General features: G+C 65.2%; 21 protein-coding genes. 14 read left to right on the top strand and 7 right to left on the bottom strand.

The features are described from left to right. Positions 1-100: 100 nt before the first annotated feature. Complete coding sequence (locus tag HA399_RS00600; protein WP_404325686.1) at positions 101-997, bottom strand: ABC transporter substrate-binding protein; 897 nt, start codon at positions 995-997, stop codon at positions 101-103. Positions 998-1,565: 568 nt separating this feature from the next. Here HA399_RS00600 and HA399_RS00595 point away from each other — a divergent pair. Next, positions 1,566-4,046, top strand: a complete 2,481-nt coding sequence (locus HA399_RS00595; protein ID WP_404325685.1) for a mechanosensitive ion channel domain-containing protein — start codon at positions 1,566-1,568, stop codon at positions 4,044-4,046. A 152-nt stretch (positions 4,047-4,198) separates the two neighbouring features. Here HA399_RS00595 and HA399_RS00590 read toward each other — a convergent pair whose 3' ends face one another. The 5 genes from HA399_RS00590 to hemC form a co-directional block, all read right to left on the bottom strand. Further along, positions 4,199-4,783: a DUF2780 domain-containing protein gene (locus HA399_RS00590; RefSeq protein ID WP_052384518.1), complete on the bottom strand. Its 585-nt coding sequence runs from the start codon at positions 4,781-4,783 to the stop codon at positions 4,199-4,201. 519 nt (positions 4,784-5,302) lie between these two features. Further along, positions 5,303-6,526, bottom strand: coding sequence for a heme biosynthesis HemY N-terminal domain-containing protein (locus HA399_RS00585; protein ID WP_043333341.1), 1,224 nt, complete (start codon positions 6,524-6,526; stop codon positions 5,303-5,305). Next, positions 6,523-8,094, bottom strand: coding sequence for a uroporphyrinogen-III C-methyltransferase (locus HA399_RS00580; RefSeq protein WP_404325682.1), 1,572 nt, complete (start codon positions 8,092-8,094; stop codon positions 6,523-6,525). The genes HA399_RS00585 and HA399_RS00580 overlap by 4 nt, the downstream gene beginning before the upstream one ends. Continuing rightward, entirely contained in the window at positions 8,095-8,979 is an 885-nt protein-coding gene (locus tag HA399_RS00575) for a uroporphyrinogen-III synthase (protein ID WP_404325681.1), read from the bottom strand. 10 nt (positions 8,980-8,989) lie between these two features. After that, entirely contained in the window at positions 8,990-9,937 is a 948-nt protein-coding gene (hemC, locus tag HA399_RS00570; RefSeq protein WP_404325680.1) for a hydroxymethylbilane synthase, read from the bottom strand. 275 nt (positions 9,938-10,212) lie between these two features. On the opposite strand from hemC, the gene argH reads away from it, so the two are divergent. From argH to HA399_RS00530, 8 genes are all read left to right on the top strand, one after another. Further along, the gene (gene argH / locus HA399_RS00565) at positions 10,213-11,607 is read left to right on the top strand and encodes an argininosuccinate lyase (RefSeq protein WP_404325678.1); all 1,395 of its coding nucleotides are present in this window, start codon (positions 10,213-10,215) and stop codon (positions 11,605-11,607) included. A 79-nt stretch (positions 11,608-11,686) separates the two neighbouring features. After that, positions 11,687-11,908 carry a lipoprotein gene (locus tag HA399_RS00560; RefSeq protein ID WP_240548660.1) on the top strand — a complete coding sequence of 74 codons (222 nt, stop codon included), beginning with the start codon at positions 11,687-11,689 and terminating at the stop codon, positions 11,906-11,908. A 59-nt stretch (positions 11,909-11,967) separates the two neighbouring features. After that, positions 11,968-13,239: a diaminopimelate decarboxylase gene (gene lysA, locus HA399_RS00555; RefSeq protein ID WP_153635055.1), complete on the top strand. Its 1,272-nt coding sequence runs from the start codon at positions 11,968-11,970 to the stop codon at positions 13,237-13,239. Then, entirely contained in the window at positions 13,239-14,069 is an 831-nt protein-coding gene (gene dapF, locus HA399_RS00550) for a diaminopimelate epimerase (protein ID WP_303568547.1), read from the top strand. The genes lysA and dapF overlap by 1 nt, the downstream gene beginning before the upstream one ends. A gap of 80 nt (positions 14,070-14,149) precedes the next feature. Then, on the top strand, positions 14,150-14,941 hold the full coding sequence (locus HA399_RS00545; protein ID WP_131431130.1) for a DUF484 family protein: 792 nt from the start codon (positions 14,150-14,152) through the stop codon (positions 14,939-14,941). Next, entirely contained in the window at positions 14,938-16,032 is a 1,095-nt protein-coding gene (locus HA399_RS00540) for a tyrosine recombinase XerC (protein ID WP_404325675.1), read from the top strand. Before HA399_RS00545 ends, HA399_RS00540 begins: the two co-directional genes overlap by 4 nt. Beyond that, positions 16,029-16,748: an HAD family hydrolase gene (locus HA399_RS00535; protein WP_404325674.1), complete on the top strand. Its 720-nt coding sequence runs from the start codon at positions 16,029-16,031 to the stop codon at positions 16,746-16,748. Before HA399_RS00540 ends, HA399_RS00535 begins: the two co-directional genes overlap by 4 nt. A 296-nt stretch (positions 16,749-17,044) precedes the next feature. Continuing rightward, the gene (locus HA399_RS00530; RefSeq protein WP_404325673.1) at positions 17,045-17,455 is read left to right on the top strand and encodes a hypothetical protein; all 411 of its coding nucleotides are present in this window, start codon (positions 17,045-17,047) and stop codon (positions 17,453-17,455) included. A 139-nt stretch (positions 17,456-17,594) separates the two neighbouring features. Here HA399_RS00530 and yihA read toward each other — a convergent pair whose 3' ends face one another. After that, positions 17,595-18,284 (bottom strand): ribosome biogenesis GTP-binding protein YihA/YsxC, encoded by a 690-nt coding sequence (yihA, locus tag HA399_RS00525; RefSeq protein ID WP_054556430.1) that lies wholly within the window; start codon positions 18,282-18,284, stop codon positions 17,595-17,597. A 439-nt stretch (positions 18,285-18,723) separates the two neighbouring features. Here yihA and HA399_RS00520 point away from each other — a divergent pair, with 439 nt between their 5' ends. The 5 genes from HA399_RS00520 to HA399_RS00500 all read left to right on the top strand — a co-directional run bounded on the left by HA399_RS00520 (position 18,724) and on the right by HA399_RS00500 (position 23,735). Further along, positions 18,724-19,341 carry a cytochrome c gene (locus HA399_RS00520; protein WP_176678204.1) on the top strand — a complete coding sequence of 206 codons (618 nt, stop codon included), beginning with the start codon at positions 18,724-18,726 and terminating at the stop codon, positions 19,339-19,341. A 277-nt stretch (positions 19,342-19,618) separates the two neighbouring features. Next, positions 19,619-20,263 (top strand): thiol:disulfide interchange protein DsbA/DsbL, encoded by a 645-nt coding sequence (locus tag HA399_RS00515; protein WP_404325672.1) that lies wholly within the window; start codon positions 19,619-19,621, stop codon positions 20,261-20,263. Further along, entirely contained in the window at positions 20,263-21,093 is an 831-nt protein-coding gene (locus HA399_RS00510; protein ID WP_404325670.1) for an endonuclease/exonuclease/phosphatase family protein, read from the top strand. Before HA399_RS00515 ends, HA399_RS00510 begins: the two co-directional genes overlap by 1 nt. 666 nt (positions 21,094-21,759) lie before the next feature. Beyond that, positions 21,760-22,329 (top strand): TRAP transporter small permease subunit, encoded by a 570-nt coding sequence (locus HA399_RS00505; RefSeq protein WP_043333327.1) that lies wholly within the window; start codon positions 21,760-21,762, stop codon positions 22,327-22,329. After that, complete coding sequence (locus HA399_RS00500; protein WP_054556429.1) at positions 22,329-23,735, top strand: TRAP transporter large permease subunit; 1,407 nt, start codon at positions 22,329-22,331, stop codon at positions 23,733-23,735. Before HA399_RS00505 ends, HA399_RS00500 begins: the two co-directional genes overlap by 1 nt. The last annotated feature ends 10 nt before the right edge of the window (positions 23,736-23,745 follow it).

Genomic DNA, 23,745 nt, shown 5'->3' with positions numbered 1-23,745 from the left:
GGAGAGGTCTCTTCAGCCTGCATACCACCTCCCGCGTCGCGGTTGCGGGAGGTCCCCTGCCAGCGCAGGGGTCAAACGTCGTGCACCGACATGACTGCGACTAGCCATCATCGCGCGCCCGGTCGATATCCTTCAGCAGTGCTTCCGCGGCCAACGGGCCGCTGGCGCTGGTCCACAACTGGCCATTCACGCCGACCAGGCTGTCGCGGTCCGCTGTCTCGAGACGCTGGAAGGCCGGTTCTGCCGCCAGGGCGTCAACCGCGGCATCAGAGGAATCGTCCATGGTGGCGAGGAAGATGGTCTGCGCATCGATGCGTGCCATGTTCTCGTCGCTGAGCGGATCGGAATGCGGGCGACCCGGCTTGACCAGATCACCGCCGACCAGCTCATAGCCGCTGGCCGCCATCAGGCCGGTCGCGAACAGCTGGTCGGACATCGCCATCAGGCCACCCGGCATGCGACGCACCAGACTGGCGGTTTCCGGGGTGGTCATCTCGGCCTTCAGACGCGCGGCGTGCGCGTCGATGGCGGCCAGACGTGTCTCGAGTTCCGCTTCGGCCGTCTCGCCCAGCGCCTCGGCATAGACACGACTCTGCTCCTTCCAGCCCTGCTGGCTCAGCGCTGAAGCGCTCGGCACGACGGTCGGCGCCAGACGCGACATCAGCTGGTACTGGGACTTGTCGAGGCCCGGCGGCGCCAGGATCAGGTCCGGCTTGAGCGCGACGATCGCCTCGAGATTGAACTCACGCGGCGTGCCGATGATCTTGATGTCCGGCACCTGCGACTGGATATAGCTCGCCACGCCATCACCGCCACGCGTGGTCACGGTGCCCAGCGGCGTCACCTGACTGGCGACGGCCACATCCAGCGCGCCTTCGTACAGGGTGACGACACGCTGCGGCGTGCCCTCGATGTCCAGCTCACCGTAGGCCGTCTCGACACTGCGTGCCTCGGCAGACAGGGAAGCCCCCATCAGCGCTACCGCCAAGGTCGCCATCAGGCCCTGTTTGAACCATGCAGGCCGGGTCATGCCACGAGCAGTAAAAGCAGTCGACGAGACGGTCATGCAGTACTCCGAAATGAAGGAAATGATCTCGCACTCAAGCGAAGGCAGGCGTGATCCTGCGCAGGACGATACCGCAAGGCGGCCCCTGTGCGCATGACTATCACACCTGAACAACGAATAATAATCAATCGCAACAATACCGACTCATCCTGTGACTCACCACACCAGTTCATGCAACGCGACATTGCAACATCCTGCGTGGCAGCAGGTCACGCCTCTTCCCCGAGCAGCGCCTGAAGACCTTGAAGGTTGGCGACGCCTGCCGCAGGCTGTGCGCAAGAATGTCTCTGGCGGAGTCCCCGCAGGGGTTGGGATAGCACCAAGTGCCCCGATAACTGAGGGATGGACTCTCGCTCGGCGTGCGCGCAGGACGCGCGTGACGCCCCTTCAACATCTACCTGACAGATCCTCGCGTTATTGATGGGACGCTTGCGAGCCTCTGATGCACCTGCGGAGCCTGCTCTCACTCTCTACCCCGACGCCTCACACACTCACCGACATGGAGAAGCCATCTGTGGCGATTCCGACACCCCCGCACTCCCCTCCCGCCCTTGCTGCCTCGCGCCAACCGGACTCATGGCGACCTGCCTGGCTGATGTCCGGCCTGATGATGCTGTTGATGGTGTTGAGCCTCGGGTTCAGCAGCCTGTCCCATGCCGCCCCGGCCGAGGGCGGCAGCGGCGATGGCGCAACATCCTCCTACGAGAGTCTGGCCACGCTGCTGGAAGACCCCAGTCAGCGCGAGGCCCTGATCGAAGGCCTGCGACAGTTGGACAGCAAGGCGAGTGAACAAGCCGTCGAGGTGGCGGGGGAAGACGTCACCCTGAGCGAGGACTCGCCGTCACTGTCGCGCCAGCTGGCGGCCATCAGCCAGGACCTGGTCGCGGATCTCTCCGCCACGCTGGACCGCATGCTGGGCACTCTCGATGGTCTGGCCAACGAGGACGCCGACGAGATCGACTGGAGTCGCTTCACCAGCGAGGCCATCAGCCTCGGGCTGGTCGTCATCTCGACCATCGCGCTGTTCCTCGTGCTGCGCAGGCTCGCCAAGCCGCTGTTCTCGCGCGTCAGCCAGTGGTCACTGGATGGCCAGCACCGCAGCCCCCTGCTGCGCACCCTGCTGGCGGTACTGGTCGCGGCGGTGGTGGACATCGCGGTCATCGGTCTCGCCTTCCTCGGCGGCTATCTGCTCGCCATCTTCGCCTATGGCGAACAGGGCGTGATCGGTCAGCGCGAGTCGATGTTCCTGAACGCCTATCTGGTCATCGAGCTGTTCAAGGCCTTGATGCGCATGCTGTTCTCCTCCGGTTACAAGGGGCTGCGTCTGCTGCCGATGCCGGATGAGGTGGCACGTTACTGGAACCGCTCCCTGGCCATGCTGGCCGGCTTCATCGGCTACGGCATCCTGGTCGTGGTGCCGATGATCAACAACAACCTGGCACCGGCCGTTGGCAGCTTCGTCAATCTGCTGATCATGGCCATTACCCTCGTCTGGGCCATCGTGGTGATCTCGCGCAATCGCATCATTCTGCGTGACCGCCTGCTCACTCAAGCCCGCGAGGCGCACAACGCGATCATCGCCGTGTGTCTGCGCATGTTGGCGCGCACCTGGCACCTGATCGCGCTGGCCTACTTCGCCACCCTGTTCATCATCTCGCAGACGACGCCTGAAGAGGCGCTGCCGTTCATGATGGGGGCGACGCTCAAGACGCTGCTCGCCATTGGCGGCGGTGCTCTGCTGTCGCGCGTGGTGACGCAGCTGATCGGCAAGCGCATCCAGATCTCCGACAAGCTGCGTGGTCAGCTGCCGCTGCTCGAGAAGCGCCTCAACTCCTACATACCGACTGCGTTGCGCATCATGCGCGCCATCATCCTGATCGTGGTGGTCGGCATGGTGCTGAATGCCTGGCACATCGTGGCGCTCGGCGAGTGGCTGGCAACCGATGCCGGTGCCCTGCTGCTGTCGCGCATCTTCCATGTGCTGTTCATTCTCGCCTTCGCCATCGCGGTCTGGGTCGGCATCGCCAGCCTGATCGAGCACAAGCTCAATCCGGACACCGGCAAGGGCAAGCCGTCCTCGCGGGTGGAAACCCTGCTGGCGCTGTTCCGCAATGCCATCGCCATCGCGATGATCGTCTTCACTGCGATGATCGTGCTGTCCGAGATCGGCATCGACATCGCGCCGCTGCTGGCCGGTGCCGGGGTACTGGGTCTGGCGATCGGTTTCGGCGCCCAGAAGATGGTGCAGGACATCATCACCGGGGTGTTCATCCAGCTGGAGAACGCCATCAACACCGGCGATGTGGTCTCTGCCGGTGGCGTGACCGGCACCGCGGAACGCCTGACCATCCGCTCGGTGGGCATCCGCGACCTGTCCGGCACCTTCCATATCGTGCCGTTCTCGTCGGTGGATACCGTCTCCAACTACATGCGTGACTTCGCCTACCATGTCGGCGAATACGGCATCTCCTATCGCGAGAATGTCGACCACGCCATCGTGCACCTGCGTGCGGCCTTCGATGAGCTCGAGGCAGGCAGCTATGGTCCGGAGATTCTCGAGCCGGTCACCATCGCCGGCGTCTCGGCCCTGGCCGACAGCTCGGTCAACATCCGCGTGATGATCAAGACCAGCCCGGGCAACCAGTGGGCCATCGGTCGCGAGTACAACAAGCTCGTGAAGCAGCACTTCGACGCCGCTGGCATCGAGATCCCGTTCCCGCACATGACCATGTACTTCGGTCAGGACAAGGACGGTGGTGCGCCGCCGGCCAACGTGCGCACCATGCAGGCGCCGTTCGTGATCGATGGCTCGGCCGCCGGTCAGCCGAAGACTCCCGAGCAGCGCGAGGCAGCCGCCAAGGTCGCCAAGCGTCGCGAGGAGAATCCGCTGACGCGTCATGCCACCGAAGACGGCGAAGTCGTGGATGCCGAGGAACAGCGCATCCGTCAGACCACCCAACCGGATGCCGACGGCGACTGATCAAGCGCCTGCACTATCCCGACACGGCTGCCCCGACACGGCTGCCTGCGCAGGCAGCCGTACTGAAACGAAAACGCCCCCGAGCCAGTGGCTCGGGGGCGTTTTCATGTGCGGGCAAAAACACTGCCTCACACCTCATGCAAGCGGCTGGCTCAGGAGCCGGTGCCCCACATGCTGGACAGCGAGCTCAGCAGCGTCGAGCTGACGCCTTCGCCGCCCATGTAGCTGAGCAGCACCGGCGCGAACTGGGAGACCATGCTGCTGTCCATGCCCAGCGCGGAGAAGGCGCTATCCAGAGACGCGCTGTCATCGACATTGCCGACGGTGCTGGCCAATGCCGTGGCATTGTCGTTGCCGCTCAGGCTCGCCAGGCTGGAGAGCGTGGACAGCGAGCTGCTGCTGGTCAGGCTGGACAGCTGCGGCACGTCAGTGGACAGCTCGGAGGTCGCGCTGGTGCCAAGCTGGGACTGGGCCAGGGCCAACATGGCAGCAGAGCCACCCAGCGCCTGAGTGGAGGACACACCCAGCTGGGAAGTCAGGCTGGACATCAGGTCGGCCGCCGGCAGGGTCTGGCCTGTCTGGCTGCTCAGCATGCTGCTGGCGAGGCTCATCATGGAGCTGGACGAGCTGGAGGAGCTGGCGGCGTTGCTGGAAGAGCTGTTACCGGTAGCGGCACAACCGGCCAGTGACACGGCCAGTACAGAGGCGCCCATCAGGGCCAGGGACTTATGCAACATGCAGACTCCATCATCGCTTGGGGAAACGGACCGGACTCGGCCCGTAGATGCACCACGTGCATGGGCGCATCCGACACGCAGAATCATCGCACGGAGGAATCGCTTCCAGCCAGCGCCACACGCTCACGCTCTGGCCGTGAAGGCCCGGACGCATCGTTGCCGGATCAGCAACGAGAAACCCTGCACCGGCCATGCCCACGCCAGCATGCACCCACCGACATCTCACGGCGGCGTGCTGACAGGGCGAAAGCCTGGGCGAGAATGCCCTCAGCGCCCGTCATGCGGGCAAAAAGAAGGGCATCCCGTCACACAGCGTGTGAACGTGGATACCCCGGAGAGAAACCTGCATCACCGGCCGACAGCGCGACCGGTGCAATTGGGCAATACCTTTCATCAAACAAGGAAACATCGTGCAAGCCGCCGAGAGTCTTGTCCGCCAGCCTTCATGACGCCTGGCATGCCCTGGCTGGCACTAGACGGCTGGCGCTCGACGGTTGACTGACACTCGGCGGCCGCCCCTCAGGCGTTGTCCTTGCTCGGCTGCGGCAGGGCCGGCAGTGAGCGATCCAGCAGCTCGACGCTCTGACGGTAGTAGAGCTGACTCTTATTGTGCTCGCCCAAGTTGGCGAACAGACGCGCGAGTTCAGCACACACCGTACCGCTCGGACGCTGGCGCTGGCTAGCCTCGAAGTACTCCTGAGCCTTGCCCCAGCTGGCGTTGCGCAGTGCCAGACGGCCCAGCGACAGCAGCAGGTCCGGATCATTCGGCCGCTCCTGCAGCCACTTCTCGGCATACACCAGCTGACGCGGTGCATCCACGTCCAGCAGGCCGTAACGCAGCACCAGACGCGAATCCCAGCACTCCTTGAGGGAGTGACGCAGCAGACGCTCGGCCAGACCTTCCTGGCCACCGGCGATCAGCGCCTCGGCGTAGAGCGCGACCAGATTCACGTCGGTGCGCAGGTGGTCCGGCATGTCGGCCCACAGGTTACGCACGCGCTCGATGTCTTCCGGATTGCGCGCGGCCTGCTGGATCAGCGCCACATAGGCACGCTGTTCCAGCTCCTTCTTCTCCTCGGGGGAGATGAGGTCCTGCTTGTCGAGACGCGGCATCAGACGACGCAGACCATCCCAGTCATTGACCGCCAGATAGGCCTGCTTGAGCAGCTTGAGCACCTGCGGGTGCTCGCCCAGCTGCTTGTCGAGACGCGTCAGGGTCGCCAGCGCCTGTTCATGCTGCTGGCGGTCCAGCATCAGCTGTGCCTGCACCAGACCCACGGCACTCTCGGAGCCCTGGGTGGACTCGTGCGCCCGCTTGAGCAGCGTGTCCGCCTGCTCGAAACGTCCCTGATAGTGCGCGGCCAGGGCGGCGGACAGGTAGTTGACCAGCGGCGTGCTGGAATCTTCCGCCGAGTGGGTCAGCGACTTCTCGGCCCGCTTCCAGCGGCCTTCGGCCAGCGCCACCAGACCCCGTACGGTCTTGCGCGTGGCATTGCGATGACGGGTACGGCTGTTCCACACCTTGAGGCGGGAGAACGGATGCGCGAAGCGCGACAGCAGGCGCAGACCGAAGTGCAGCACCACGAAGCCCGCGAACAGCAGGATCAAGCCGAACCAGAAGGAGGTCTGGACCGAGGTATCGCCGACGCGAATCAGCCAGTAGCCCGGGAAGGCCTGCATCAGTTGCCCGAACAGGGCACCGATGGCCAGCCCGATGATGATCAGCAGTATCAGGACTCTCATGCGTTGCCACCCCCTTGCTGGGCGCGACGCTCGATCAGCTCACGCAGCTTGCTCAGAGAGGCGGAGATGTCAGGCAGCTCCGGACGGATGGTCTTGCTCTTGAGCTCTTCCAGCTTGGCGACGGCATTCTGCACGCCATCGGTCTTGGTGTCGTAGTAGCCATTGACCAGCGTGATGGCCTTGTCGATGGCGGCCTGGTAGAGCTTCGGCTCTTCCTTGAGCAGCGCCAGCTGCGCCTGTTCCAGCACCAGACGCACGTTCTGACGCAGGTAGGATTCCTGCTCCGGCGTGATCAGGGCTTCCAGTGCCTCGTCATGACGACGCACGGTGACCAGGTCCTTCAGCTCGTTGCCGAAGCGGGCCAGCTGCTGCTGCCAACCGCCTGTCGGCGCTGCGTCGTTCTCGACCTTGGCGGCGATCTCGGCCACATCCTGCTTGAGCGGCAGACGCGCCAGCTGTTCCTGCTCGGCGAGCAGCGCCAGATAGATACCGCTGCGATCGACGCGCGGCACGCTGTCCAGGCTGGCCAGTTCGGACTGGATGGCCTTGCGCACCGGCAGCAGCGCCGGGTTGTTGGCCGCCGCGATGCGCGCATCGGCGTTCTCGAGCAGCGCATCGGCACCGTTCACGTCACGCTCCAGCTGCAGACGCTGGTTGGCGAGGCGCAGCAGGTACTCGGCTTCCGCATAGTACCAGTCACGCGCGTCGGTCTGCTGGGACTTGCTGAGCTCCTCGAGCACCTTGTTGAGGGCCTGCTCGGTGTCCTGGCTTTCGCTGGACAGGCGCTTGTCGAGCTCGCTGACGCGGGATTCGTTCTTCTCCAGCGTGCTCGACAGGCCATCGACCTTGCTGGAGACCTGGCCGACCTGCTGGGTCACGCGCTCGCTGACCTGCTTGTCGAGGCCCTGGGCATCCGGCAGCGCGTTCAGACGCTGCCAGCCGAACCACGCCAGCACCGCGACCACGATGGCCAGCACGATGACGAGAATCAGCGCGATGCTGCCGGCCTTGCTCTTCTTGCCCTGCGGCTCGCCGGGCGGCGGCGTACCGGGTGCCGTCGTGCCACCCAGGCCTGCGCCACCCGCGCTGGCCGTCTTGCCAGCCGGCGTGGAGGGCTTGCCGGGAGTCGCCTTGCTGGAAGAGGCCTTGCCAGCACTCGGCTTGGCGGCAGACGCCTCCTTGGCGGGTTCGCTACGCTCCGGAAGCGGCGATTTTGCGCCGGAAGGCGTCGATGCGTTGTCGTCTGAAGTCTGGCTCACGGGCGTGGACTCACTGGCAGTGGAGGATGAGGTTGAAGAGGAGGAGCTGCCCTGCCCCTTGCCACGCCCACGACGATTGCGCCCACCTCGCGAGCGGCGCTCGCGCGGGGCATCAGCCGTGTCGGATGACGAGGAAGAGGACGAACGGGAGGCCTCGGCGCCAGGGCGGCCAGAGGCAGTGTCATCGGCGGAAACGCCGGAAGCGGAAGAAGCATCTGATGCGCGAGCGGCAGCATCCTTGTCGCCCGACTTGCCGGGCGTCATGCCGGCAGAGCCGTTATCTTCCTGATCGTGTTCTCGGTTGCTCATCTACGCTTGCCCTTTTCCGGATTCTTGGGAATCGATGGCCTCACGCGGACCAGGCGCAGTGGCGCCGGTCACTGCATGGCGAGTCTTGCTGGTGGGGGCGCAGGCGCGAAGTACTGCCTGCGTCAGGGCCCCGGGTGAAGCGTCCTCGGCGACCGTCACGCGCTCGAAACCATGAGCGTGTGCCAGTGTAGCCAAACGGTGGCTCGACACGATTAGCGGTTGGTGCAAGGCCTGCGGCGTCACCGATGCCATCACCGTCTCGAGCAGTTCATTGCTGGTCACCACCATTGCATCATACGCGCCCGCCGCCAGACGGCCAGCCTGTTGCGGCGACAAAGCCAACGGAAGGCGTCGATAAAGTACCAGACGCGTGACCTGAGCGCCCCGTGCCACCAGCGTCTCTTCCAGCAGCGGACGCCCGCCTTCACCGGCCACCAGCAACCAGCGCTGACCCGCAAGCGCCCTGAGCGACGGCAGCGACAGCAAGGCTTCGCTGGTGGTGCCGACCGGCGCATCGCGCTCGGCATGCTCACCGCGCGTGGCGCGCGGCGGAATACGCACCGGCACCCCCAGCCGCGAATGCAGCACTTCGGCCGTGGCCGCGCCGACAGCATAGAAGCTGACGCCTTCAGGCAGCTGTGGCCACCACTCCTCCAGCCAATCGGCCAGATAGCCGGCGGCCTGGGGCGAGATCACGATCACGCCGCGATACAGATCGACATCGATGATCGCCTGACGCGCAGCGGGTTCCAGCGGCAAGGCCTCGAGTGCCATCAGCTTGAGGCATTCCACCTCGCAGCCAGCCTCGCTCAGCATCGCATCGAGAACCGCTCCGCGCGAGCCCGGCCGCGTCGTCAACACCTCAAGACGCGACGCCTTTGCCATCGCTGACACCTCAGCCACGAGCGTCGCCGTAGACCGCCGCCAGAATCTCGCCGGCACCCTGGGAGAGCAGGTCTTCGGCGACGGCGACGCCCAGCGCTTCCGGCGCATTGGACGGACCACGCGCTTCGGCGCGCAGGATGACCGTCCCGTCGGGGTTGCCGACCAGCGCGCGCAGCCACAGCTGGCTGCCGCCTTCCTCGAGCACGGCATAGCCGCCGATCGGCACCTGACAGCCACCTTCCAGATGCGTGTTCATGGCGCGCTCGGCCAGCACGCACCGGCTGGAGTCTTCATGGGCCAGCGGCTCGAGCAGCGCAAGAATCTCCTCGTCCTGCAGGTTGCACTCGATGCCGAGCGCGCCCTGGCCACAGGCTGGCAGGCAGGTCTCGGCGTCCATCTCGGCGGTGATGCGCGCATCCAGCTCGAGGCGCTGCAGGCCAGAGGTGGCCAGGATGATGGCGTCGAACTCGCCGGCATCCAGCTTGCCGAGACGCGTCTGGACATTGCCGCGCAGGCTCAGCACTTCCAGGTCCGGGCGTGCCGCCTTGGCCTGCAGACCACGACGCAGGCTGGAGGTGCCCAGGCGCGCGCCCTGCGGCAGGGCATCGAAGTTGGCACAGGTGTTGGACACGAAGGCGTCGGTCGGGGCGTGACGCTCGAGAATCACCGCCAGTCCCAGCGACTCCGGGAAGTGCATCGGCACGTCCTTCATGGAGTGCACGGCGATATCGGCGCGACCGTCGAGCATCGCCTCTTCCAGCTCCTTCACGAACAGCCCCTTGCCGCCGATCTTGGCCAGCGGGGTATCGAGAATCTTGTCACCACGCGTCGACATCGGCACCAGCTCGACGCTCAAGCCAGGATGCAGGGTCTCGAGTCGCGCCTTGACGTGTTCGGCCTGCCACAGGGCGAGCAGGCTCTTGCGGGTCGCGATACGCAGAATCTCACGGCGGGGCACGGCATTCTCCTTGCTGGCGCGCAATGCACGCCATCTGATTCGAATTTGTTGAGCAAACATGACTGACGAACAGCGCTGCCCTCTGATGACACTTATCATAAAGCCAGTCACCTCAGGGGGAAAATCCGTGGCACGCTTTCCTGCGATCCGCCGGACTGGCCGCGGCCCCTCGCCCACGCGCAGGAGTCTGGTACACTCCAAGGTCAACGATACCGGCTGCGCGACCGTGCACCGGACGCCGAACTCTGGACACGTCACCACAATTCGAGATCCCGATGAGCGAATCTACCAATCAGTCCTGGGGCGGCCGCTTCAGCGAGCCGACCGATGCCTTCGTGGCACGTTTCACCGCCTCCGTCGATTTTGATCAGCGCATGGCGCAGCACGACATCCAGGGCTCCATCGCCCACGCCACCATGCTGGCCGGTGTCGGCGTGCTGAGCGAAGAAGAACGCGACGTCATCATCGCGGGACTGAAGGAAATCAGTGAAGAGATCGCGCGGGGCGAATTCGAGTGGTCCGTGGCACTGGAAGACGTGCACATGAACATCGAGGCACGCCTGACCGCCAAGATCGGCATCACCGGCAAGAAGCTGCACACCGGCCGTTCACGCAACGACCAGGTCGCCACCGACATCCGTCTCTATCTGCGTGACGAGATCGACGCCATCGACGCCGAACTGACGCGTCTGCGCGAAGGCATGCTGGGGCTGGCCGAGCAGGAAGCCGACACCATCATGCCGGGCTTCACTCACCTGCAGAGCGCCCAGCCGGTCACCTTCGGCCACCACCTGCTGGCCTGGCAGGAAATGGTCGCCCGCGACCAGGACCGCCTGCGTGACTGCCGCGTGCGCATGAACGTGCTGCCGCTGGGCGCCGCGGCGCTGGCCGGCACCACCTTCCCCATCGACCGTCACGTCACCAGCGAGCTGCTCGGCTTCGACAGTCCGACCGAGAACAGCCTCGATTCGGTCAGCGATCGTGACTTCGCCATCGAATTCACCAGCTTCGCCAGCCTGCTGATGATGCACCTGTCACGCATGAGCGAAGAGCTGGTGCTGTGGACCAGCGCCCAGTTCGACTTCATCGACCTGCCGGACCGCTTCTGCACCGGCTCCTCCATCATGCCGCAGAAGAAGAACCCGGACGTGCCGGAGCTGGTGCGCGGCAAGACCGGCCGTGTCTATGGCCACCTGATGAGCCTGCTGACCCTGATGAAGTCCCAGCCGCTGGCGTACAACAAGGACAATCAGGAAGACAAGGAGCCGCTGTTCGATACCATCGATACCGTGCGCGGCAGCCTGCGTGCCTTCGCCGACATGATTCCGGCGATCCGCGCCAAGTCCGACAACATGTACGCCTCGGCCAGCAAGGGCTTCGCCACCGCGACCGACCTGGCGGACTACCTGGTGCGCAAGGGTGTCGCCTTCCGTGATGCCCACGAGATCGTCGGCAAGTCCGTCGCCTTCGGCATCGAGCAGCAACGCGACCTGTCCGAAATGACCCTGGCAGAGCTCCAGCAGTTCTCCGACACCATCGAGCAGGACGTCTTCGACGTGCTGACGCTGGAAGGCTCCGTCGCGGCGCGCAACCACATCGGTGGCACTGCGCCGAACCAGGTCCGCGCTGCCGTGCAGCGTGCGCGTGACGCCCTGGCCTCACGCGCCTGATACCCTCTTTCGGGCCTGGTCGCCACCCATGGCAACCGGGCCCGCATCGCTCTATCGCTTGCTGCCAGGAGGCCGCCCGATGCGTCATCTGATGAGCCAGTCCGCCCGTCATACCCTTCGCACCCTCGCGGCGCTGCTGCTGGGTGCTGGCCTGCTGGCCGGCTGCGGCCAGAAAGGCCCGCTCTATCTGCCGGCGGACGCCGATGCCGGTGGTCAGCGTGCCGAAGCTCCCGCGCCGGCAGCTGACGCCTCCGAGACAGAGAGCACCGCCGCTGCCGAGACTTCCGGCAGCGACGCCTGAGCCCCTTATTCATCTCCGGCGGGTGATGCCCGCCGGCGCGACATCTTGCAGGCCGGATCATGGATCACTTCGTTTATCAGGATGGCGTGCTGCACGCCGAAGACGTCTCGCTCGCCACGCTGGCCGAGCAGTTCGGCACGCCGTGCTACGTCTACAGCCGTGCCACGCTCGAGCGCCACTTCAAGGCCTATCAGGATGCGCTGGGCGACCACCCGCACCTCATCTGCTATGCCGTGAAGGCCAATTCCAACCTGGCGGTGCTCAATGTGCTGGCACGCCTGGGCGCCGGCTTCGACATCGTCTCCGCCGGTGAGCTGGAGCGCGTCATCAAGGCCGGCGGCGACCCCGCCAAGGTGGTGTTCTCCGGCGTCGCCAAGCAGGCAGGCGAGATGGAGCGTGCACTGGAGCTGGGCATCAAGTGCTTCAACGTCGAGTCGCTGCCGGAGCTTGAGCGCCTCAACGCCGTCGCCGGCCGTCTCGGACGCGTCGCGCCGGTGTCACTGCGCATCAATCCCGACGTCGATGCCGGCACTCACCCGTACATCTCCACTGGCCTCAAGGCCAACAAGTTCGGCATTCCGGTCGAACAGGCGCTGGAGGTCTACGAGATCGCCAACGCCATGGAGCACGTGCAGGTGGTCGGTGCCGACTGCCATATCGGCTCCCAGCTGACCGAGCTGGCGCCCTTCCTCGATTCCCTCGAACGCCTGCTGGTCCTGCTGGATCGCCTGCGTGAACGCGGCATCGTCATCGAGCACCTCGATCTCGGCGGCGGCCTCGGCGTGCCCTACCAGAACGAGACTCCGCCGGAGCCCTTCGCCTACGCCAGCGCCCTGCTGGAGCGTCTGGCCCGCTATGAACACGGCAGCGAGATGACGCTGCTGTTCGAACCGGGCCGCTCCATCGCCGCCAACGCCGGCGTGCTGCTGACCCGTGTCGAATACCTCAAGCCCGGTGAAGAGAAGAACTTCGCCATCATCGATGCCGGCATGAATGACCTGATCCGCCCGTCGCTGTACCAGGCGTGGCAGAACATCGTCACCGTCGACACTCGCGAGGCGCGCAAGTCCGCCAGCTACGATGTGGTCGGCCCGGTCTGCGAGACCGGTGACTTCCTCGGCAAGGACCGCGAACTGGCCATCGCGCCGGGCGACCTGCTTGCCGTGCGCTCTTCCGGTGCCTACGGCTTCGTGATGGCCTCGAGCTACAACAGCCGCTGCCGTCCTGCCGAGGTGATGGTCGATGGCCCCGAGATGCACCTGGTGCGTCGTCGCGAGCGCCTCGAAGAACTGTGGACCGGTGAGCAACTGCTGCCGGAAGGTGATGCCTGATGCTGGTGAACTTCACCAAGATGCACGGACTGGGCAATGACTTCATGGTCATTGACCTGATCTCGCAGCGCAGTCGCCTGCGCGATGCCGATATCCGCCGTCTGGCGGACCGCAACTTCGGCATCGGCTTCGACCAGCTGCTGGTGGTCGAGCCGCCCCGCGACCCGGACATGGACTTCCGCTATCGCATCTACAATGCCGATGGCAGTGAAGTCGAGAACTGCGGCAACGGGGCGCGCTGCTTCGCGCGCTTCGTGCGTGAACAGCGCCTGACCACCAAGCGCGAGATTCGCGTCGAGACGGCCGGCGGCCCGCTGACCCTGGTCGTGGCCGAGGATGGTCGTGTGCGCGTCGACATGGGCGCGCCGCGCTTCGCCCCCGCCGCGTTGCCCTTCGAGGCCGAGGCCGACCTGCCGGTGCACACCCTGGATGTCGACGGCGAGACGCTGGAAATCGGCGTCGTCTCGATGGGCAACCCCCACGCAGTGCTGCTGGTCGACAGTGTCGAACAGGCCCCCGTGCTGACGCTGGGCCCGCTGATCGAGGCGCATCCGCGCTTCGCCAAGCGCGTCAATGCCGGCTTCCTCGAGGTCGTCTCGCCGCATGAAGCGCGCCTGCGTGTCTTCGAGCGCGGTGTCGGCGAGACGCTGGCCTGTGGCACCGGCGCCTGTGCGGCGGTCGCGTCCGGCATTCGCCGTGGCCTGCTGGCAAGCCCGGTCAATGTCACGCTGCCCGGCGGCACCCTGAGCATCGAATGGGCTGGCGACGGCCAGCCGGTATTCATGACCGGTCCCGCCGAGACCGTCTTCGAAGGCCGCATCATCCTGTAGAGCGCCAGCCCCAGCCGAGGGACGCTGCCGGAAACATGGCCGACGGCGTCCCGCTGCCAACCGTCCGCAAGGAGTCCCACATGGCCGAGTCACCCGTGTCACGTCGCCCGCGCACGCTGGACCCGGATCGGGTCGCCGAATGGCTGGCCACGCATCCCGATTTCTTCGAGGGGCGTGAAGGGTTGCTGCAACGCATGCGGGTGCCACACCCGGAAGCGCGCGGCGGCAGCATCTCGTTGCTGGAGCGGCTGGTACATGACCTGCGCGGGCGGACCGATCAGGCAGAAGAGCGCCTCGAGGAGTTGTTGACCGCCGCGCGCGACAACGAGAGTCGCTATCAGCGTCTGCGTCAGCTGGTGCTGGATCTGCTCGATGCCGAGTCCGATGATGCGCTGGCCGAAACGCTGGCCACGCGTCTCAGCGAGCTGTTCGACATCGCGGCCGTCTGTCTGTGGCAGCGCGACGCCGGTGCCTCGGCACAACCACCGCGCCAGGCACTCGACGATGCGCGCGGCGAGCAGTTCGAGCGTCTGCTCGAGGGGCGCGCCAGCCGCTGCCTGGCCATGCCGCGCACGCGCTGGGAAGCCCTGCTGCCCGACCATCAGTGGCCACTCGGCGCCGACTGCGCAGACCTCGTCGATGCAAGCCAGGCCGATGCCACGCGCGGCTCCGCCGTCATCGTGCGCCTGACCCGTGGCGAGTGCCTGGGCTATCTGGTGGTGGCGAGTGCCGATGCCGAGCAGTTTCGTGCTGGTCTCGACACCCTGTTTCCCGAATACCTCGGCGACGTGCTGGCCCGCTGCCTGGGGCGCGATGTCCCGGGCCAGGCGCCACTGCGCTCCTCGAGCCGTGACGACCAGGCCAGTCGATGAGTCGCATCGAGTCGGTCCACGGCGCCTCGGTCGTCGACACATCCACCGACGACGCCTCAGCGAGCAACGCCGAGCGTGTTGCCGCCGAGCAGGCGCTGTCCGCGACCTGTCGGGAATTTCTGGCCGAGCTTGCCCTCGACAGCAGCCACGCGACCGTCAGCGCCTACGCGCGTGATCTGCAGGCGTTGACCGCCTTCATGCTGCGCCCCGCAGCGGACAGCAGCGCCGCTCGTGCAAAGGATTCGCCGCCCCTGCCGCAGGATTGGCAGGCGCTGGACGTGCCGACGCTCAGACGTTTTCTGGGTGCCGAGCGTAGCCGTGGCCTCGCACCGCGCTCATTGGCACGGCGGCGCGCGGCGATCAGCCGTTTCTGTGGCTGGTTGGTCGAGCAGGATGTGCTGCCACACAACCCGGCGGGACTGGTGCAGACACCACGCCTGCCGGACCATCTGCCACGCCCGGTGGATATCGACAGCCTGGCACGCTTTCTCGACTGCCCACATGACGGCACCCCGCTGGCGATCCGCGATCAGGCGATGCTGGAACTGCTCTACGGCGCGGGCTTGCGTCTCTCGGAGCTGGTCAGCCTCGACCTCGACATGCTGGAAACCCGCCGCCTGCGCGTACGCGGCAAGGGCGACAAGCCCCGCCAGCTGCCGATCGGCTCACGCGCCCGCCAGGCGCTGGATGCCTGGCTGGTGGTGCGTGGCCAGCTCGCCGCCCAGAACGAGCCGGCATTGTTCGTCGGCCAGCAGGGCCGGCGCCTCGGCCAGCGTGGCGTCCAGCTCAGGCTGGTGACGCAGGCGAAAGAACGCGGCCTGCCCGAGCATCTTCACCCGCACCGCCTGCGCCACTCCTTCGCCAGTCATCTGCTCGAATCCAGCGGCGACCTGCGCGCCGTGCAGGAACTGCTGGGGCACGCTCACCTCTCGACCACCCAGGTCTACACGCGCCTCGACTGGCAGCAACTGGCCAGCGCCTATGATCAGGCGCACCCTCGCGCCCGCCGCCAGCGCGGATCAGCGACGGCAACATCAGACACCGACGCCACCTCCCCTATTGATGCCCCACTCAAGGATGACACCCTGTGACGCCTGCCAACGCGCCTCGCCTGACGGCCTTGACCTTCGATCTCGATGACACCCTGTGGGCCAATCGCGCGGTGATGGAGCGCGCCGAGGCCGAGCATTACGCCTGGCTGGATGGCGAGATCGGGCATGCCAACGATTTCCCCCTCGAGGAATACACCCGTCGCCGCATGGCGCTGGGGCTGGAGCATCCGCTGCGCCGCGGTGACTTCACCTGGCTGCGTCGCGAGGCCATGCACGCCATGCTGCGCGATGCCGGGCATGATGATGAGCAGGCGGGCCACTGGTCGCGCGCCGCCATCGAGCGCTTCCTGGCGCTGCGCCACGAATTGACGCCCTTCCCGGAAGCCAGCGAGCTGCTCGACTCCCTCGCCCGCGATTACCGTCTTGGTGCCATCACCAATGGCAATATCGACCTGGCTCGCCTCGCGCTGGATCATCATTTCGAGTTCAGCATCGCCGCCGGCGAATGGCTGGCACCCAAGCCGGATGCGCGCCCCTTCCTCGCCGCCATGGCACGCCTGGGCAGCCGCCCCTCCACCACCCTGCATGTCGGTGACTCATGGAAGGAAGATGCCTTGCCTGCCGCGCGCCTGGGCATGCAGGCCGCCTGGATCGACGTCAAGGGCCAGGGCGCGCCGGGCCCCGTCCCGGCAGGCGTACATGTCATCTCGCATGTCCGCGAACTACCGGCGCTGATTGCACGCCTGAATGACTGAGTGACGGAATGACTGAGTGACGGTGCAAGTGACGGAATGACTGAGTGACGGTGCAAGTGGCGGAATGACTGAGTGACGGAATGACTGAGCGGCCCACGGCTGAGGCTCAAGGTGTGGCGCGCCTGATGCGCCTGGTGTGCCCAATGGCTGAGTGAATTAAAACTTGTACAAAAATGACGCCTCAACCATATTTCATGTACAAGTTTCTCAGCGTCGTCGATATTGAACCCTGTCTGGGGTTCCTGAGTCTGCGCTGGGAGATGCCTGCCACCTCGACCTCAAAAGGAGAGGCCAGCATGAGCACCCACTCACTCCCGCGCTACCGTGTGTCATCTTCCTCTCCCCAGAGGCCGCCCCTGCACGGTGAAGGCGAGCAGCGCGCGCCGAACATGACGCCCTCGCGTCAGAACAGCCGCGCCCTGCTGAAAGGCGTGGCCATCGTGCTGGCATCCGCGTTGCTGGTCATCCTGGCGGTCTACAGTGGGCGTGCCAGCCTCGCGACATCGCAATCCGGCGTGCAGGAAGCGCCGGCAGCCTCACCACAGGAGGCCATGCGCAGCCTGCGCGTCCCCAGCGAGGCCGTGACGATGCCGGAAGTCGTCGAGCCCGCGGCAAAGGTGCCGCATATTCTCTCGGCACCCAGGGTGACGAGCTCCCTGACCCGCCTTGACCCCATCAGCAGCGCGCCGCGCAGCCTGTTCATGTGATTGGCCCTTGGGGAAGGGCAACAATGCAGATGTGAGTGACAACGCGCCTGTCGTAACGCAAACGGCCACCCCGAGGGGTGGCCGTTTCATCATGCAAGGTCGCGTGGTTCGAGGCTTCGCCCCAAATCGCCTTACCCCTTCAGTCGTCGAAGGGGTCCTGCGGTGCCTCATCGCCCGCCATCTCTTCCACGCCATCCATCACCGACGGGTCCGCCAGCCACTCGTCGAGCTTGGCATGCACCTGCTCGACACCAGAGTACTTCAGCGACGAGAACAGCTGCACGGTGACCAGGTCTTCCCACTCCTTGAGCGCGTGACGCACTTTCTGCAGGCTTGCCGCAGCAGGCCCGCGCTTCAGCTTGTCCGCCTTGGTCAGCAGGATATGCACCGGCATCTTGGCCTCATCGGCCCAGCCCAGCATCATCTGGTCGAATTCAGACAGCGGATGGCGCACATCCATCAGCAGCACCAGGCCCCGCAGCGACTGGCGGTTGCGCAGGTAGTTGGACAGATGTGACTGCCACTCGCGCTTCACCTTGTCCGGCACCTTGGCATAGCCATAGCCGGGCAGGTCGACCAGATGGCGGCCCGTTTCACCGATGGTGAAATAGTTGATCAGCTGGGTGCGGCCGGGGGTCTTGGAGGTACGGGCCAACGCCTTCTGCGAGGTCAGCGCATTGATGGCGCTGGACTTGCCGGCATTGGAGCGACCCGCGAAGGCCACTTCAGCACCCACGTCCGTCGGGCACTGGGCCAGAGTCGCGGCACTGATCAGGAAGCGCGCCTGACGATAATGGAGCTTGGGGGTCGAAGGAGCTGATTCGGCCATGGGAGTTCTGAATACCTGTTGAAGGCGGACGTCTCGCCCGCGCGACATCACGAGAGAGCAGAAGAAACGACCGGTGTAACGAAAAGAGTGCCGCATGCCCTGCCATCGGCGCTGCAACTTGCCGACGACAGCGGGAAGATGCTCTGGATTACTGCGATGACACGACTGGCGACAGGCACGCTCACGCGCCCTGAGGGGATTCGCTATACTGCCTGCAAGGTCAGCATGGCGATCATGAGGCCTAGTGTACCACCCTGCTCTCACGGGCTGCGAGAGTGGGGTGCACTTCTCACCGCGCGCAGCACGGCGCGGGCACCGGGGAAATGACAGAGGCCACCATCCACGCCGGATGATACAAGCCCCGAACGGGCCTCTTCGTGAAACAGGGACCAGTGAAATGGATGAGCTGATGAGACCAAGGCAGACCCCCGTGCGCCCCTTGCGCCTGCTGCTGGCACTTGCTGCCACGACGCTGGCCGCCACCTTGCCGACGGGGGCCGCCGCCGAGTCGCTGGTCGGCGATGCCGCGGCAGGCAAGGCCAAGGCTGCCGTCTGTGCTGCCTGTCATGGTGCCCAGGGCATCTCGCCGACGCCGGCCTTTCCCCATCTTGCTGGCCAGCAGGCCCACTACCTGCGCAAGCAGACGGCCGACATCCGGGATGGCCGCCGCTCGGTGCCGCAGATGGCCGGTATCGCCGACAACCTGAGCGATCAGGACATCGCCGATATCGCGGCCCATTACGCCGCGCAGCCCGCCAATCGCGGCCAGGCCGAGCCAGAGGCGGCCCGAGCCGGCGAGGTGCTGTATCGGGCCGGCTCGCTCGAGCGTGGCATCGCGGCCTGCACAGCCTGTCATGGCCCGCGCGGTGAAGGCATCGACTCGGCAGGCTATCCGGCGCTGGCCGGGCAATTCCCCGCCTATACCGTCTCAGCACTCAAGGCCTTCCGCGACGGCAGCCGCGACAACGACCCGAACGCCATCATGAGCAGCATCGCCGCGCGCATGAGTGACAGCGACATGCAGCAGGTGGCCGAATATCTCCACGGCCTGCGCTGAGGCATCCGTTCAGCCGGGTGTCGCGTATGACTGACTTGATGATGACCGGCACCAGCACGCCGTTCACGGGGCGTGTTCGAGCGACGCCTTGTATGGCGCGTGATCGAACGGCGTTCATCCAACGGTCAACCTTGTCACGCTAGGCTGGCTCGACAGTGATCCGCCGTGTCCCGCCCGGCAGTCTCGACAGCAGTGGTGGCTGACACGCATACTCGATGCATCACTAATGTTGCCGGGTATCATGCCCGGGCATGCCTCAATCCGATGGAGATGTTCCATGAAGTGGAAACCCCTACTGACTCTGGTGGCGGGCCTTGGCCTGTCAGCAAGCGTGTTCGCCGCTGAAGCTGGCAAGGACTACCAGGTACTCGACGAGCCGGTGAAGACCGACGCGCCGGCGGGCAATGTCGAAGTGGTCGAAGCGTTCTGGTATGGCTGCCCGCACTGCTACAAGCTGGAATCCAGCCTCGAGCCGTGGGTCGACGAGCTGCCGAGTGACGTGACCTTCAACCGTCTGCCGGCCACCATGGGGCAGGACTGGGTCAAGCACGCCTATGCCTTCTATGCCGCCAAGGACCTGGGCATCCTCGACGAGACCCACAAGGCCTTCTTCGATGCCATCCATCAGGACCACCAGCGTCTGACCGACCCGGATGATATCGCCAAGTTCTACAGCGACTTCGGCGTCAGCGAAGAAGACGCCAAGAAGTCTCTGACGTCCTTCGGCGTGAAGAGTCAGGTCAATCAGGCCCACGCCCAGATGCGCGCCTACAAGATCATGGGCGTACCGGCACTGATCGTGGATGGCCGCTATGTCATCTCGCCGAGCACGGCTGGCTCACTGCAGAACATGCTCAAGATCACCGACGAGCTGGTCGAGCAGGTGCGTGAAGAGAAAGCCGGCAGCAAGGACGCCGCTTGATGGCAGCGGCTGCTGACCCAGTGGCCGCCAGCGCCGCGGGAGGTGCCGGACTCGGCGAGACGGCACCTCCCCTGCGTCTGCTGACCTTCAACATGCAGGTCGGTATCCATACCGCGGCGTGGCATCACTACGTCACCCGCGGTTGGCAGCATGTGCTGCCACACCCGATGCGCCGCAAGCGTCTGGAGCTGATCGCCGCCGCCATCACGCCCTACGATATCGTCGGTCTGCAGGAAGTCGACGGTGGCAGTTTCCGCTCCGGCAACGTCAATCAGGTCGATTCACTGGCCGAGACGGCCGAATTCCCGCATCGCTATCAGCAGCTCAACCGCAACCTGGGCCGCCTGGCTCAGCACAGCAACGGCCTGCTGTCGCGCCTGCCGATCCGCCATCTCGAGGAGCACAGTCTGCCCGGGACGCTGCCGGGACGCGGGGCCATCCATGCCCGCTTCGGCGAGGGCGAACACGCCCTGCATGTCTTCGTGACCCACCTGGCACTCGGCGCCCGTATCCAGCATCGTCAGCTGCAGTACCTCGGCGAGCTGATCGCGCCCCTCAAGCATGTCATCGTGATGGGCGACCTCAATTGCACGCTGGCCCAGCTCCGTCAGCACAAGGCGTTCAGCGAGGCACTCGACTCCCGTCCCAGCAAGGCCATCAACAGCTACCCGGCCTGGCAGCCACGCCGTGGGCTCGACCATATCCTGGTCTCCTCGACGCTGCGCTTGAGCCACCCGACCACGCTGTCGCACCTGTTCTCCGACCATCTGCCGCTTGCGGTAGAAGTCCATCTGCCAGCCGCATGCCGCAAGGCGATCGGGCTCGCGTGACGCCTGCCTCTCTTGCATAGGCATCTCTGACGCCTGCCCCTCGGATATCGATCCCCCCGGATATCGCCCCCTCTACTGCCTGGCTCTCCCGCCTGGCTTTCCCGCCTGACTCTCCCGCCTGACTTTCCCGACCCAGGCTTCTCTCGGCTACGGCTTGCCGGCAGCTGTCTGCGCCATGATGCTCACCCCTGCCGCCGCGTCTGCGGCGCATCGCTTGCGGGCTGTTGGATGCGCATAACGCGATCTGCCGCGCCCTTACTTGTCCGTTTCCTTGCCTGCCTGCCGGTATTTCTTCGCCTATCTCACTGTAAGCAAAGACAAAAACCGCCTGTCAGACCAATGATCCATTTGTTGTTGCGACGCCGCTCGCTACTCTTTGTCTGCCAATGACGTGGATTAATCGTTGACTTAGCGATGACTGATGGCATGCCGCATCCGAGCGACGTCACTTACAGGGATGAAGCGTGGAATAGCGTTGTTCAAAGCGATGCCATCACGGCTTGCTGGACACCGTGACTGACCACAACATGAGCAACATCTGAATTGGCGACCTTGCCAGCAATCGCTTGCAACACAAGCGCTTGGCAAAGACACAGCAGACGCTGTCGGCAAAGCAACAACAACACCAACAATCATCACCTGCTACCCGCAGGCCAAGGGGACTCCATGTCTGCCAATGCCTCTACCCCCGGCTGGCTCACAGGGCTCGACCGCATGACCGAGGGGCTGGGACGCTGCGTGTCCTGGCTGGTCGTCATCATGATGCTGGTCGAATTCACCATCGTGATGCTGCGCTACGCCTTCAACATCAACAGCATCCCCATGCAGGAATCCGTGATGTACATGCACGCGGCCGTCTTCCTGCTCGCCGCCAGCTACACGCTCAAGCACGACGGCCATGTGCGGGTGGATATCTTCTATCAGCGCATGTCGCACCGCGGGAAGTCGTGGGTCGATCTCGGCGGCACCCTGTTCCTGCTGTTCCCGGTGATGACCTTCATCCTGCTCTCCAGCCTCGGTTACGTGGGCGATTCCTGGGGCATCAAGGAAGCCTCGCCCGAATCCGGCGGCCTGCCGGGCGTCTACCTGCTCAAGACCCTGATTCCGGCCATCGCCATCCTGATGATGCTGCAAGGCGTGGCGGAAGCCGGCCGCCATCTGCTGTTCCTGATGGGCCGCCTGCCCTCTCCGCATGCGAGCGATGACACCCCTGACCACGATGAGGAGCTGGTGTAATGCTCGAGATCATGCCACTGCTGCTGTTCGTGTGTATCTGTATCGTCTTGATGCTGGGCTATCCGGTGGCGCTGTCACTGGCCGGTACCGCGCTTGCCTTCGCCGGACTCGGCATGGGGCTGGATGCGCTGGGCATTACCCAGGGCGTATTCGATGCCAGCTTCCTGTCCGCGATGCCCAACCGCCTCTACGGCACCATGACCAACCAGACCCTGCTGGCCGTGCCATTGTTCGTGTTGATGGGCGTGCTGCTGGAGAAGTCCAAGGTCGCCGAGACGCTGCTCGACGCCATGGCACTGATGTTCGGCTCGCTGCGTGGCGGGCTGGGGATTTCCGTGACCATCGTCGGCATGCTGCTGGCCGCCTCCACCGGTATCGTCGGTGCGACCGTCGTCACCATGGGCCTGCTGTCACTGCCGACCATGCTCAAGCGCGGTTATGACCCGTCACTGGCCACCGGCGCCATCTGTGCCACCGGTACCCTGGGGCAGATCATTCCGCCGTCCATCGCGCTGGTCCTGCTGGGCGACGTGCTGTCTTCCGCCTATCAGCAGGCGCAACTGTCGATGGGTATCTGGAGCCCGAAGACCGTCTCGGTGGGTGACCTGTTCATCGGCGCGCTGATTCCGGGCCTGATCCTGGTGCTCGCCTATATCGTCTACATCGCCATGGTCGCCTGGCTGAAGCCGGAGAAGGCGCCGGCCGTCGATCGTGATGCGCTGATGGAAGAGCTGGGACATACCGGCAGCATCTTCTGGCTGCTGATGAAGGGCCTGGTGCCGCCGATCGTGCTGATCGTCTGTGTGCTCGGCTCGATTCTCGGCGGTCTCGCGACCCCGACCGAAGCCTCTGCCGTGGGTGCCTTCGGTGCGCTGATGCTGGCCCTCGCCAACCGCAAGCTGAGCCTGAAGACCCTGACGGAAGTGGTGCGCTCCACCACCAACGTCACCTCGATGGTGTTCCTGATCCTGATCGGTGCCGCGCTGTTCTCGCTGGTGTTCCGAGGCTTCGGCGGCGAAGAGGTCGTCACCGAGATCTTCGAGAACATGCCCGGCGGCGTCATCGGTGCCACGCTGGTGGTGATGCTGGTGATCTTCCTGCTCGGCTTCATCCTCGACTTCATCGAGATCACCTTCGTGGTGGTGCCGATCGTCGGTCCGGTGCTGCTGGCCATGGGCCTCGACCCGATCTGGCTGGGCATCATGATCGCCATCAACCTGCAGACCTCCTTCCTGACGCCGCCCTTCGGGTTCGCGCTGTTCTACCTGCGCGGCGTGGCGCCCAAGGAAGTCAGCACCAGCCAGATCTACAAGGGTGTCGTGCCGTTCATCCTGATCCAGCTGTGCATGCTGGGCGCCCTGGCCGCCTTCCCGGGGCTGGCGACCTGGCTGCCGGCCCAGTTCTAGGCCACGACTG

It is taken from the genome of Cobetia sp. UIB-001 (assembly GCF_044789135.1).
GTDB lineage: Bacteria > Pseudomonadota > Gammaproteobacteria > Pseudomonadales > Halomonadaceae > Cobetia > Cobetia amphilecti.
This window is presented reverse-complemented; position numbering and strand designations above follow the sequence as displayed.